This window comes from Streptacidiphilus anmyonensis, from assembly GCF_000787855.1.
GTDB classification, from domain to species: Bacteria; Actinomycetota; Actinomycetes; order Streptomycetales; family Streptomycetaceae; genus Streptacidiphilus; species Streptacidiphilus anmyonensis.
Genome location: NZ_BBPQ01000028.1, coordinates 36,434 through 49,618, shown reverse-complemented (window position 1 = coordinate 49,618; position 13,185 = coordinate 36,434). Strand labels below are relative to the sequence as shown.

General features: G+C 71.4%; 11 protein-coding genes. 1 reads left to right on the top strand and 10 read right to left on the bottom strand.

Annotated elements, in window-relative coordinates; genetic code table 11:
* Nucleotides 1-20 precede the first annotated feature (20 nt).
* The 7 genes from TR50_RS23120 to TR50_RS23090 form a co-directional block, all read right to left on the bottom strand.
* On the bottom strand, nucleotides 21-659 hold the full coding sequence (locus TR50_RS23120) for a class F sortase (RefSeq protein ID WP_042424984.1): 639 nt from the start codon (nucleotides 657-659) through the stop codon (nucleotides 21-23).
* Nucleotides 660-671: 12 nt separating this feature from the next.
* Nucleotides 672-1,091: a hypothetical protein gene (locus TR50_RS23115; RefSeq protein ID WP_042424981.1), complete on the bottom strand. Its 420-nt coding sequence runs from the start codon at nucleotides 1,089-1,091 to the stop codon at nucleotides 672-674.
* Between the two features lie 146 nt (nucleotides 1,092-1,237).
* On the bottom strand, nucleotides 1,238-2,611 hold the full coding sequence (locus TR50_RS23110; RefSeq protein ID WP_042424978.1) for an ABC transporter permease: 1,374 nt from the start codon (nucleotides 2,609-2,611) through the stop codon (nucleotides 1,238-1,240).
* Entirely contained in the window at nucleotides 2,608-3,633 is a 1,026-nt protein-coding gene (locus TR50_RS23105; RefSeq protein ID WP_084700807.1) for an ABC transporter ATP-binding protein, read from the bottom strand. The genes TR50_RS23110 and TR50_RS23105 overlap by 4 nt, the downstream gene beginning before the upstream one ends.
* A gap of 69 nt (nucleotides 3,634-3,702) precedes the next feature.
* Nucleotides 3,703-6,444: a PKD domain-containing protein gene (locus TR50_RS50010; protein WP_084700805.1), complete on the bottom strand. Its 2,742-nt coding sequence runs from the start codon at nucleotides 6,442-6,444 to the stop codon at nucleotides 3,703-3,705.
* 231 nt (nucleotides 6,445-6,675) lie between these two features.
* A complete protein-coding gene (locus tag TR50_RS23095) occupies nucleotides 6,676-7,878 on the bottom strand; it encodes a cytochrome P450 (protein ID WP_042424975.1) in 1,203 nt (400 codons plus the stop codon).
* Nucleotides 7,879-7,903: 25 nt separating this feature from the next.
* Nucleotides 7,904-8,101: a ferredoxin gene (locus tag TR50_RS23090; RefSeq protein WP_042424973.1), complete on the bottom strand. Its 198-nt coding sequence runs from the start codon at nucleotides 8,099-8,101 to the stop codon at nucleotides 7,904-7,906.
* 253 nt (nucleotides 8,102-8,354) lie between these two features.
* Here TR50_RS23090 and TR50_RS23085 point away from each other — a divergent pair, with 253 nt between their 5' ends.
* The gene (locus tag TR50_RS23085; RefSeq protein WP_042424970.1) at nucleotides 8,355-9,020 is read left to right on the top strand and encodes a lysophospholipid acyltransferase family protein; all 666 of its coding nucleotides are present in this window, start codon (nucleotides 8,355-8,357) and stop codon (nucleotides 9,018-9,020) included.
* A gap of 195 nt (nucleotides 9,021-9,215) precedes the next feature.
* Here the strand turns inward: TR50_RS23085 and TR50_RS47930 are convergent, their stop codons facing one another.
* The 3 genes from TR50_RS47930 to TR50_RS23070 all read right to left on the bottom strand — a co-directional run.
* Entirely contained in the window at nucleotides 9,216-10,925 is a 1,710-nt protein-coding gene (locus TR50_RS47930) for a hypothetical protein (protein ID WP_063775127.1), read from the bottom strand.
* Nucleotides 10,926-11,293: 368 nt separating this feature from the next.
* Complete coding sequence (locus TR50_RS23075) at nucleotides 11,294-12,799, bottom strand: hypothetical protein (RefSeq protein WP_052441252.1); 1,506 nt, start codon at nucleotides 12,797-12,799, stop codon at nucleotides 11,294-11,296.
* A 184-nt stretch (nucleotides 12,800-12,983) separates the two neighbouring features.
* On the bottom strand, nucleotides 12,984-13,185 hold a 202-nt coding region (locus TR50_RS23070; protein WP_042424967.1), incomplete at its 5' end, for an amidase family protein.

Here is a 13,185-nt window from a genome sequence, read left to right as displayed (position 1 = left end):
GGACGCCCACTGGCGCGGTACTAACTCGCGGTGGACACCAAGGAGGCGTAGACCACCACGTTGTCGAGGTAGCCGCCCCCCGCGCGGTCGCGGGGACCGCCGCAGGTGATCAGACGCAGCTCAGGGCGGTCCACGTTCCCGTAGACCGCGCGGGTGGGGAACTGCGCCTTGGCGACGGTCTGCACCCGGTCGACCGCGAAGACGGCGGACGCGCCGTCCTGGAGCCGTACGGTGACGCGCTCGCCGGGCCTGAGCCGCGACAGGTGCAGGAAGACCCCGTCCCCGTAGCGGCCCACGGTCACGTGCGCGAGGATCACCGAGGGCCCGGTCTGGCCGGGCGTCGGTGAACCCCGGTACCAGCCGGCCGGCGCGTTCGCCGCGATCGGCGGCACCTGGACGGTGCCGTCCGAGGCCAGGCCGAGGGACATGACCGGGGTGTCCACACCGATGTCCGGGATCACCAGCCGGACGGGCGTCGACCGGGCGATCGGACGCGCGGCCGCCCCGGCCGTGGTCGGCCCCGAGGGCGCCGACGGGCTGTCAGAGCCGGCGCCGATCACGGCGGCCGGTGGGGCGGGCGCGGCAGCGGGGGCTCCCCCGCACGCCGAAGTGAGCGCCACCGAGGCCAGCACCGTCGCCGTCAGCGCGGCCGCACGCATCCGTCGCAAGGGTCAGCCCCGGACCTTGGCCCGGCGGCGCAGCACGACGGCGCCGGCACCGGCGAGCAGCACCGCCCCGCCCAGTCCCGCGCCCAGGGCCGTCCCGTCACCGCTGTCGCCGGCCGCGACCGGGGCCACCCCGGTGTCCGGCGCCCCCACGGGCACCGCACCGACCTGCGTCGGCATCGCGGACGGCGTCGCGGACGGCACCGCGCTCGGCTCCCCCGCCCCGGAACCGCCGCCCTGCGTGGGCGTCGCGGTCGGCACGGCGCTCGGCTGTCCGGACCCCGAGCCACCGCCGGGGGTCGGCGTCGCGGACGCGACCGCGCTCGGCTGCGCGGACCCCGAACGGCCGGCGGCGACGGCGGGACCCGTCCCCGCCAGCACGGCCGCGAAGGTCAGGGCGACGGCAGCGACAACATGTGTGCGCATCAACAGCTTCTCTCTGCTCGGTCCACCGGGTTCCCTGAGGGGCGACACCAGCGGGTTGCGTTCCAGATCGGCCGAAGAGACGACGCACGTGGGGGTCCTGCTGTAAAGAGATGGCAAAGTTCAAAAAGAAGGCCCGAGCAGAAGGCTCAGCCGGGGAGCAGGTCGACGTTGCCGTCGAACTGCCACAGCGGGTTCGGCGAGGCCTTTCCGCCGGTCAGGATCAGGAAGTAGCCGTTCACCTGGACCGGTCCGTCCCCGTCGGCGGTATACCGTCCGTTGGCGGTGACGTTGAGTTGGTAGATGGCCTGGGCGGTGGAGTTGTAGCCGGGGACGTTCCAGGAGACGGTGCAGCGCCAGTCGTTGCCCGATCCTTGCTGCGCGCCGAGTCCCTCGCTCTTGTCGCAGGCGGCGACGGTCTGCAGTTGTGCCTCGGTGACCGGCGGCTGGCGCATCTGCGCCTGCTGGTACCGGTAGAGGTGGGCGAACGCCGTGGCCACCGATCGTTGCACCTTGGCCTGGGTGATGCCGGAACCGCCCGCGTCCGTCGCCACCGCGACGAGGCCGACCGTCGCCGCCAGCACGCCAGCCAGCGGCAGGACGCCCAGGGTCAACGCCCGGCGCCCGGCGCCGTCGTTGTTGAGGTTGGTGAAGTCCCGGCGGACGAACACCAGGTAGGCCAGTGCCGTGGCGACGACCGCCCAGAGCAGGCTGACGCCGACGCCGATCAGCAGCGGACCGAGCTGCTGAGGAGCGGCGAAGAGGCCGTTCCAGGAGATGAAGGCGTAGCCGGGCAGGGCGAGGCGCACCGCGACCGGCAGCGGCAGCATCTGCGCGACCTGCATCCCCAGGGCGGCGAGCATGGGCAGCAGCAGGCCCATCGGGGAACGGCCCAGGGCGACGGATCCGAGCAGCCCGACGGCCGCCAGGGCGAGCGTCGGCGCGAGCACGCAGAGCCAGGCCAGCAGGACGTCGCCGGCCGCGTCCGGGCCGCTGAGCAGGTGGCCGTCGAGCCCGACCAGCGGTTGGCTCCCCTCCGCGAGCAGTCCGCCGACGATACTGGAGAGGGCCAGTCCCGCCACGAGCAGCCCGATCACGGCGAGGCTGGCGACGGCCTTGGCCGCGAAGATCCGCCGGTGCGAGCGGACCGCGATGAGCAGGTGCCGCCAGGTGCCGATTCGGTCCTCGGAGGCGAACACGTCGCCGGCGACCATGGAGGTGACCAGCGGCAGCGCCCAGGTGCCGGCGAAGCCGAGCACCACCAACGGCCCGGCCCAGCCTGTCGCGTGCATCCAGCGGCCGAACAGGGTGTCCGAGGGCAGGGTGCTCTGCTGGTCGATCGCGAAGACCATCAGGCCGGGACCGAGCCAGCACAGCCCGATCAGCAGGCGCACCCGCCAGGCGGAGAACTGCTTGAGCAGCTCGAAGCGGAGGATGCGGGCCACCGGGACCGGGCGCCGGCCCGCCGTACCGGTCCCGGCCCCCGCCCGGGCGGCGGGCGCGTCGGCGACGGTCGCGGTCATCGGGCGGCCTCCTGCTCGGTCGGAGCGGTCGAAGCGGTCGAAGTGGCCGGGGAGATGGGGGCGGCCGGGGAGATGGGGGCGGTCGGGGCGGGCTGCTCGGTGAGGGCGAGGAAGGCGGCTTCCAACGGCGAGACGACGGGCGTCAGCTCACGTACCGCGACGTCCTCGCGCACCATGCGGGCCACGAGTTCGTCCACGGCCGCCACCCGTGCGCGGACCACGATCACGTCCGTGTCCGGTCCCGGCGCGGCCTCGTGGCCTTCGACGATGCTCACGCCCGGCGTTCCGGCCGCGACCGCGCGAGCGGCGGACGGATCCGAGGCGCGCAGCCGGTAGTCGAGGTCACGGTTCTCGTCGGAGAGCTTGTTCACCGGGCCGGAGAAGACCACGCGTCCGGTGGACAGGATGGTGATCTCGGAACAGAGCGCCTCCAGGTCGTCCATCCGATGGCTGGACAGGACGACGGTGGCGCCTTCGGCGGCCATCCGCCTGAGCACCCGGTGCACGTGCTTCTTTCCGGCGGGGTCCAGGCCGTTGGACGGCTCGTCGAGCACCAGCAGCCTCGGCCTGGTCAGCAGTGCGGCGGCCAGCCCCAGGCGCTGGCGCATGCCGAGGGAGAAGCCGCGGACCTTGGCGTCGGCGGCGTCGATGAGTCCGACCTGTTCCAGGGCCTCCTCGACATTCGCGGCCGGCGCGTCGTCCGGACGCAGCGCCGCGAGAGTGGCGAGGTTCTGGCGCGCGGTGAGCGTGGGGTAGAGCCCGGGTCCGTCGACGAACCCGGAGATGCCGTCGGGCGGGGGCAGGGCGCGTCCCACCGGAGCGCCCAGGATCTCCAGACTCCCCTCGTCGGCGACGGCCAGGCCCAGGAGGAGGCCGAGAAGCGTGGTCTTGCCCGCGCCGTTCGGGCCGACCAGCCCGTGGATCTGACCTTGCGTCATGCTTACGTCGATATGGTCGAGTGCGACGACATCACCGAAGACCTTGGTGATGCCGCGGCCCCGCACCGCGACGGGTGCTTCCATGCGTCCGTCCATCCGTCCGTCCCAGGGCCGGGTGGCGCACCGCGGCGCGCCACCCGGCAGGTTGTGCGATCAGCTGACGTTCAGCGCGGTGTCGTCGAGCACGAACGAGGTCTGGTACTCGGAGTCCTCCGCACCGGTGAACTTCAGCGTCACCTGCTGGCCGGCATACGCGCCGAGGTTGAAGGTGTGCTGCGCGTACCCGGTGTTGTGGTTGAGGTTGGAGTAGGTGGCCAGGGTGCCGAGGACGGTGCCGGAGCTGTTCAGCACCTGCACCTTGAGGGTGTCGTAGGCGGTGGTCGTGGTGGTTTCGGCCGTGTTGACGTGGAGCCAGAAGCTGAAGTTGTAGGTACTGCAGCCGCTGGGCAGCGTGACGGTCTGGGCCAGGGTGTCGGTGGTGGTCTTGCCCCATCCGTCGAGCCAGGCGTCATAGGTGCCGCTGTGCGGCGGCTCCGTGCTGCTGCTGTTGATCACCTCGACGGGGCTGTGCGTCGAGGTGACGGTCCACGGCGCGGTGTTGGAACTGCCGTTCTCGAAGCCCGGGTTGCCGATCAGCTGCTGCGCCTGGCAGCCCGTGCCGGTGGGGGTGGCGGTGGTCTCGTTGCTCACCGGTCCCTCGCCCACGCCGTTCACCGCGCTGACGGTGTAGTAGTAGGTCTGACCCGCCGTCAACCCCGTGTCGGTGCACGAGGTCACCGCGCCGAGGCCGCTGCATCCGCCGCTGGTCAGCAGGGTCTCACCGCCGCTCGCGGTGCCGCGGTACACCTTGTACGAGGTGATGTTCTCGCCGCCGGTGCTGGCGGGCGGGGTCCAGCTCAGCGAGACCTGACCGGTTCCGGCGGTCCCTGTCAGGCCGGTGGGCGCGCCCGGAACCGTCGCGGCGATCGGGTCGGCCGTGATGGTCACCGTCGAGGAGGCGGAGTTGGCGGGCGAGGCGCTGTCGGTGACGGTCAGCGTCGCGGTGTAGGTGCCCGCGGTGCCGTAGGTGTGGCTCGGGTTCTGCGTCGTGCTGGTCGAACCGTCACCGAAGTTCCAGCTGTAGTGGTACCCGGGGGTGCCCCCGGTGCCGGTTCCGGTGAAGGCGACGCTCAGCGGCACCTGGCCGGAGGTCGGGGTGGCCGAGGCCGTGGCCGCCAGCGGGTTGCCGACGGCGTTGACCGTGGTCGTCACCTGCGACGTCGCGGTGTTGGCGGGCGAGGCGCTGTCGGTGACGGTCAGCGTCGCGGTGTAGGTGCCCGCGGCGTTGTAGGTGTGGCTCGGGTTCTGCGTCGTGCTGGTCGAACCGTCGCCGAAGTTCCAGCTGTACGTGTACGGGGCCGTGCCGCCGGTCGCCGAGCCGGTGAAGTTCTCCGTCAGCGGCGCGTTGCCCGTGGTCGGGGAGCCCGTGGCACTGGCGGACAGGGGCGTCGAGCCCTGGACCCAGAAGTCCTCGAGCGGGTCGCCGAGCGCCGCCTGGTCGGCGGTGGTCATCGGGAAGGTGCTCGAGCCCAGGTTGTCGTTCGGGTCGATGACCCCGGAGTGCACGTTCTGCATCGTGCGCTCCATCGCCGCCAGCACGTTGGCCGTGGTGTACGCCACGTGCGAGACGTAGTGCTGCTTGACGTAGGCGGGGTTCCCGATGACGAGCAGCGGCACGCGGTAGGTGTTGCTGACGTGGTCCGCGCCGTTGTTGCCGTTCTGCGTGTCGTCCTCGGTGACGATGATCAGGGTGTTGTTCTTGTACGTCGGGTTGCTCATAATGGAGCTGACGATGTTGTTGGTGGCGGTGTCGTTGCCGGGGATGTCCTGGTAGGTGCCCGGGTGGTCGTTGAACAGCTCGACGTAGTTGTAGGCCGGCATCCCGTACTGGTTGACGAAGTTCAGGTAGTCGGTGGCTACCGTGCTGTCGGGGATGCTCTGGTTCTGGCAGGTGTACTCGTTGGTGTGCAGCTCCTCGGGGATGGTCGTCCCCGGGCGGTTGGGCGGCAGGACCTCGACCTTGCCGTCGGCGGGGTTCTTCCAGTAGCCGCTGCCGCTGTTGAGCATCCAGTAGATGTCGCCGTTCACGATGAACGAGTACGGGCTGGTGCCGCTACTGGTGCCGGAGGGAGCCGTACAGGCGTTGGTGCCCTCGTCCGTGGGACCGTCGTCGCTCTGCAGGAACCGGTCGAACTGCGTGCCGTTCGACGGGTACGACTGCTGCTGGCTGCTGGACGAGGACTGCCCCGAGAACAGGAACCAGTGGTTGGGGCCGGACGGCGGCTGGACTCCGGTGCTGTAGGAGTCGGACAGCGAGTAGGTCTTGGCCAACTGGTGCAGGAGCGGCACGGAGCTGATGTGGTTGGTGCTCTCCACCTGGCCGTTGCAGCCGGCGGCGATGGTGGTCGCACAGTCGCCGAGGTAGTCGTCGAAGGTGTGGTTCTCGCGGTAGATGATCACGAAGTGCTGGAACGGCGGGAAGTACGGCGCCAGCGGGTTGACCGCCGCGGCGGGTTTTCCGACGACCGCCTGGTGGCCGGCGACCTTCTGCACCACGCTCTTGTTGGTGATCGTGAAGTTCTTCGGCTGCGGGAACTTCGCGAACTCGACCCCGGGTGCCGCGAACTTCGCGCCGGAGCAGTCGAAGTCGTCCGGCTTGTAGGTCATCGGCCGCTGACCGATCGGCAGGTTCTTCGCGTTCGTCGGGCTCGTCGTCGGGTTGAATCCCCTCAGCGTGCACGAGCCGGGGCCGGTGGTGGGGCGTCCTCCCGCCTCGGCTGTCGCCAGCGAGGCCCCACCCAGGGCGATGGCGGCGACTAAGGCCACACTCGCCGTTCTCTTCTTCCACTTCCTCATCGTTTCGCCTCCACACGATGACGGTGCATGGTCAGATGACTGCCGTCCGTATGGTCACCGCGAAACGGTCGCCGAGCAAGTAGATGCGCGTAGAATTTTCAGGAACCGCAGCGCCGTGCGGCGTTCGCCCCTCTGTTGCCATTGCCGCCGGCGTGGCCCTCGCCGCCGCTGTCGACGCTGTTCCCGCCCGGCACGCGACCAGCACGCGGCCGGGCGGGAACAGACGCTTCGTCACCAGGCGACGGGCAGCTCCTCGACACCGTAGACGACGGTGTCCGTGCGGAACCGCACCTGCTCGACGGGAACCGCGAGCCGCAGCCCCGGCAGCCGCCGGATCAGCGTCTCCAGCGCGATCTGCAACTCCAGCCTGGCCAGCGGCTGTCCGAGACACTGGTGCACGCCGAACCCGAAAGCGACGTGCCGCCTGGCGTCCCTCCCCACGTCCAACCGGTCCGGCGCGGCGAAGACGGAGTCGTCCCGGTTGGCCGTGGAGAGCATGCACACCACGCCCTCCCCCGCCTCGATGGTGGTGCCGCCGACCTCCGCGGTCTCGACCGCGACCCGGACCGTGCCGCTCTGGACGATGCTCAGGAAGCGCAGCAACTCCTCGACCGCACCCTTGATCAGCGCCGGGTCCTCCCGGAGCCGGGCGAGCTGCGCGGGGTCGCGCAGCAGCGCCAGCGTGGACAGCGCGGTCATGTTGGCCGTGGTCTCATGGCCGGCGACCAGCAGCAACAGGCTCATGCCGGCCACCTCCGCGCGCGTAAGATCCCCCCGCGCGACCAGGCGGCTGATGATCCGGTCGTCCGGCTCCCGCTCCTTGCGCTCAGCCAACTCCTCCAGATAGTCGAACAGTTCGTCGCGCGCCCGGCGCACCTGATCCGCCGGGCTGTGGTTGTGCAGCAGGATCCGGCTGCGCTCCTGGAAGTAGGCGTGGTCCTGGTACGGCACGCCCAGCAGCATGCAGATCACCAGCGACGGCACCGGCAGCGCGAACTCCGCGACCAGGTCGGCCGGGGGGTGGTGCGCGGTCATCGAGTCGAGGAAGCCGTCGACGATCCGCTGGACCTCGGGCCGCAGCGCCTCCACCCGCTTGATGATGAAGTCGCCGGTCAGCATGCGCCGGAACCGCGCGTGTTCGGGGTCGTCCATCCGGATGAACGACGGGTTCTCCACCGCGAGCTCCCGCCGTCCGTTGCTGAGGAACGGGAAGCCGGAGTTGCGCGCGTCGGCGCTGAACCGCCGGTCGCCCATGACCGCGCGGACGTCCTCGTGCCGGGTGACGAGCCAGGCGCGGGAGCCGTCCCAGAGCGAGATGCGGGTGATCGGCCGCTGTTCCAGGGCCTCCTGGTAGGCGGGCGGCGGCGCGAACGGGCAGCCGCCTCCGCGGGCGGCCGGGAAGGTGATGGCGTCGGTCGGCTCCACAGCGGTCACGAGTGGTTCTCCTCCACGGTTCCGCTCAGGGCTCCTGCACGGAGATGGCCCGAGCCGGGCAGATTCCGGCCGCCGTACGCACCGCGAACCACAGCTCCGCCGGGGGTCGCGACTGGATCAACAGGACGACCCCGTCGTCCTCGGACTGGTCGAACACCTCAGGGACGGCTGCCACGCACTGCCCCGAACTGCAGCAACGGTCCGGGTCGACACTGACGCGCATGGCGGGCCTCCACGTAGATGGCATGAACACCTAACTACGTCGCCAACGTAGTCCACGACCTCCCGTAGGTGTAGTACGCAACGGCACTCGGGGGCACAATGGCCGGAAATGCTCCGTACTCGTCCCATGGTCGGGGCTGGGCGGCCAGCGTGCTCGGGGAGGACCGCGGCCTCGGTTGAGCAGGCCGGTTGAGTAGGCCGGTTGAGTACGGTGACTCAGGCGCGGCATCCCCGCCGCGCGCGATGATCGCGCCATGCTCAGTGACCTCGCCCGCCGGGTCGTGCCCGTACTGGGGCGCTTCCGCGTCGGCCCCGGACAGTTGCCCGAGGGGCCGTGCATCGTGGCGGCCAATCACAGCTCGCTGATCGACCCGGGGGTGGTGCTGGCCGCGCTCCGGCGGCTGGGCGAGCCGCGGCCGGTGGTGCTCGCGACGGCCGGGCTCTGGCGGATCCCCGTGCTGGGGAGACTGCTCCGGACGGAAGGTCACATTCCCGTGCGTCGCGGCACAGCGCAGGCCGCTGCCGCGCTGGAGGCGGCCGAGCGGGAGCTGCGGCGGGGCCGGGTCGTGGTGATCTACCCCGAGGGGCGTCTCCCTCGCCGCCCGGACTCGGGAGACGGCGCTCCGCAGGAGTTCCGCACCGGACTGGCCCGGCTGGCGCTGGCCACCGGCGCGCCCGTGGTGCCGCTGGGCCAGGCCGGATCACGCAGGATCACCTCAGGCAGCACCCTCAAGCAGCTGGCCGGACTGGCCACCTCGCCGTTGCGGCGGCCCGGCATCCAGGTCGCCCTCGGCACGCCGATCCGGCTCACGGGCTCGGTGGAGGAGGCGACCGCCCAGGCCCGCACGGCCGTGACGGAGGCGTGGCAACTGGCGGTGGACGGGCTCGCACCGCGCACCTCGTACCGGCCTGCGGCGTAGAGCCTGCGGCGTGGGACCGGTGGCCCCGCGCACTTCGGCGGCCCCTGACGTCCGGTGGTCTGGTCCAGGAACGACGGTGCGCCGGGCAGGACCGTCCGTCCTGCCCGGCGCTCGCCCCCCGGCCCGGTCAGTCGGCGCGCAGGCGCGCCCGGGGAGGCTGAGCGGGCCGAGGCGACCGAGGGGGCTGCGCCCGAGTCACCACCTCATGTGACGGTGGTGCCTGCCGGTCCCCGTGGCGTAAGCGGTGGGGATGGGCGAGCCGTTGGCAGCCGTGTCCGTCGCCGTGGGCGCGGTCGGCGCGACCGGAGCCGCGGTGGCGCAGGCGCCCGCCGGGGAGGGCCCGTTCGCGGTCGGGGCTGCCATGGAGGAGGTCGGCATGGCGGTCGGCATGGCCGCACCCGAGGGCATGGCGGTCGGCATGGCCGCACCCGAGGGCGTCGCGGTCGGCATGGCGGCACCCGTGGGCATCGCCGTCGCCGTGCCGTTCTGCCCACCGGCTGCGGGGGCCGAGGCGGAGACGGAAGCCGAAGCGGAGGCCGGGGCCGAAGCGGAGGCGGTCGGGCCGGTCCCCATGGCGCCGGCCGTTGTGGTCGGGGACGCAGCGGTGCACGACGGCATCGCCGACGGGGTCGCCGCGCCCGACGCGGGTGCGGCCGGGGTCTGGCCGAGCGGCGTGAACGTCGCGTTGATCACCACGCCGTTGCCGTCCGTGGTCAGCGTGATCGGGTTGGCGACGTTGAGCAGGCCGCCGCAGTTGAGGTTGGTGAAGGTTTGGTTGGCGCGCATGGCCAGGAAGGTGAAGAGGTTGTTGGCCATGGCCGCGTCGACCGAGGGGCCGTTCACGAAGGTGGCCTGGTCCTTGAAGACGCGCTGGATGCCCATCGCGTTGCCGAACAGGTTCTGGCAGTAGGTGGTGCCGCTGCCGTTGTCGGCCGCGCCGATCGGGTTCATGTCGACGCCGGCGCGGTAGAGGTTGGTCTTGGTGTTGCTGGCGTTGTTGTTGTTCAGCGTCATCGGGTCGGTCAGCGGGACCAGCGCGATGGGGGCCTGCTGGTTGGCCGCCGCCGAGAGCTCGTCCAGCGGCAGGGCGCCGGCGGCCATGCCGTCGCTGGACTGGTCGGGGCGGGTCCAGGGGGTGCACCCCAGGGTCGGGTCGATGAACTGGGTGAGCAGCAGGTTGTCACTGCCGTTGGCCAGGTCCACCAGCTGCTGGTTCTGCAACGCGGCCTTGTTGGCGGCGTTGTTCTGCGCGATCTGGCCGTTCGCGGTGGCCAGGTAGTGGGTCACCACGTTGTCGCTCTGGTCCTGGTCCACCACGGAGAAGTCGCGGGTGGTCGGGCAGGGCAGGCCGTCGTTGGCGGTGCCGACCGCCGGAACCTGCAACTGGTTGGCTGCGATCTGCCGGTTCGCGTTGCGGAAGAACGCCGGGGCGTTGCAGTCGGCGAACTGGCCGAACTTCGAGCCCTGTTGTCCGTTCACGCAACGCCCAGCGGTCAGGGCGTTGGTGCCGCGGGTGTTCTTCAGGGTCAGGGTGGTGCCGTTGAAGCCGAACCAGATCCCCACGGTCGATCCCGCCGGGACGGTGGCGGGCGTGGTGGGTGCGGCGGGCTGGGTGCCCTGGTCGATCACCAGCGGGTCGTACAGCGTGATCTGCCCGCCCGGCGCGACGATCGCGGCCTCGACGAACGCGGACTGGTTGGCGTTGGCCTCGTTGCACGGGCCCCCGGCCGCGTCGGTGGCCACCAGTTGGTACGGGGTCGCCAGGCCCTTGGCGGTGAGCGGGTTCGGCGGCACGACCAGCGTGCAGTTGGGATTGGGGGCCGCGGCGGCCTGTTGGTTGTTCGCCGCCAGCGCGGTGGCGAGCCCACCGGCCACCAGTGGCAGGCCGACCAGCAGGGTGATCAAGGTGGCCTTCCTCCCGCCGCGTCGACGCCGGCGATCCGGCGTGAACCGGGAGTGTCGGGGCTTGTCCGAATGGCGCATGTGCGACTCAACTCCAATCCGGCCCAACGATCATGGGCCGCGATCCACGCGACTCCTGTGACCAGTGAGGCCCCAGGGTCGTGTGTGCCGTATGCGTGTTCCCCCGGCGGCGAGCCTCGCAGACCAACGACGGGTTACCCCGGCTGCGAACGCTCACGTTAGGAATCGGTAATCGATCCTCCGAACCCGCACCGGGCGCGGAAACCCTCCTCTGACCAGCCGTCATGACCAGGGCTGGAGAAGAGGAACGGCCCCCGGGGGGAGCGGGGGCCGCGTAGTGGGCGGGCGGGTCAGAAGTGCGTGCCCGCGACCGTGCTCGGCGCCGCGGGGAGGCTGGGCACGGTGGTGGGCATGCTCGTGGGCATGGGCGACATCGACGCGGTGGGGGCGGTCGGGGTCGCGGTCGGCATCGGGGTCGGGGAGGCCGAGCCGGTCACGGTGAGGCTCACGTGCAGGCGGGCCAGGAACAGCGAGGTGACGGTCGGCCACCGGTGCATCCGGTGCCCGTAGACGGGCGTCTCCCGGACGAACGCCCAGACCAGGTCGCCGTTGGCGAGCACGGTGACGGGGCCCGAGACGTGGACGGCCAACACCAGGTCCGGGGTGAGGAACCGGCCGCTCAGGTCGACCAGCCGGAAGTGGGTGCCGGTGAAGCTCCCGTGCCGGACCGACTCCCAGCTGACCAGCAGGGCGGTCTTGCCGTACGGCGCGACGTGGACGTTGACGTTCCCGGTCCCCGGCGTGCTGGTGAGGCTGACCGAACGGGCGGTGTGGGAGGCCGAGTCGACGAAGAACAGCACCGCCTGGTCGGTGCTCCAGCGCGGGGTGACCTTCCAGGTGAGGGAGTTCTTCCGGTAGGAGACCGGGCCCCGGGAGGAGAGCGCGGTCACCCAACTCCCGTTGCCGGTCTGCACCATGTCGTCACCGGTGGTCAGCGCCGAGCCGGCGGCGGTGCCGTCGTCGTAGCAGTTGTACACCGCCGACGATCCCGACCAGCCGAGGGTGCGACCGGTGTCACCGCGGCACCCCCACGAACGACCGCCGGACAGCATCCGTCCGGAGGCGTCGACGTAGACCATCTTGTCGCCCCACCGGCCGTTCTGGGAGCCGCCTGCGCCGTGCACGGTGAAGACGGCGGCGTAGCGGCTGCCGTTCCAGCTGAGTTGGCCGTCCAGCATGGGGGCGGTGTCGTGACTGGCGGTGCCGGTCAGCTTGACAGCGAAGGCGACGTGGCCGTTGCGCACCCGGATCAGCTCGGCGGCGGTCTCCCCCCAGCGGTTGTGGTCCGGGAAGCGGGTGAGCAGCGCGAAGCCGTCATTGAACGCCACCAGGCCGCCGATCTCGTGGGCGCCGGTGATGACGGCGTCGGGGCCGGTGCGGTGAAGCCAGCGGTCGACCGGGGTGACGTGGACGGCGTTCGCCGCCTGCCAGGCGACTTCCAGCCTGCCGTTCGGGGCGACGGCCGTGACCGTGCGCGTCCACTGCGGCATGCCGTGACCGTCCGGGGAGAGATAGCTGAACGCGCTGCTCAGCTTGAGGGTGGACACCGAGATGTTGGCCGCGATGACGCTGCTGCTCGTCATCGACGGGGCGTTGCCGGCCGTCTGGTTGCTGACGGCACCCCAGTTCGTCGGCGCGGGGCTCGCGCTGGTGACCGGAGGGGTCGTCGGGGTGACGTCGGCGAAGGCCAGGCCTCCGCCGACGACCACCGTCAAAGCCAGTGGCAAACCGATGAGGACGCGGCGCCTGCGCCGCTCCAGTCGAGCCCTGTCGGCCGTGAGTCGCTTGCCGGGCATGTCTGCTCCTTTGCGCTCGGGTGGGGAACAGACTGCCGCCGCGAAGGGCCGCGGTCGCCGGTGCGCAAGCTGGTGTAAGAGACGCGTAATCCCTTCCGGGGCACGGGAGAAGGGAGTTGCCGATGGGCTCCGACGGGTGCCGCGGAGCGCCTCGCGCGCCGTCTGCCTGGGCCTTCGCGCAGCCTCACCCCACCCCCGCCCAGCCGCGCTGCGGGGCCTGGAAGCCGCCGATGCTCTGCTCGAGCAGTTCGGCCAGCCGCAGCGGGGTGCGGTCCTCGAAGGCCGGGCCGACGAGTTGCACTCCCACCGGCAGCCCCTGCGGGGACCGGCCCGCCGGTACGGCGGTGGCGGGCAGGCCGGGCATGGTGGCCAGCCCGGCCCAGACC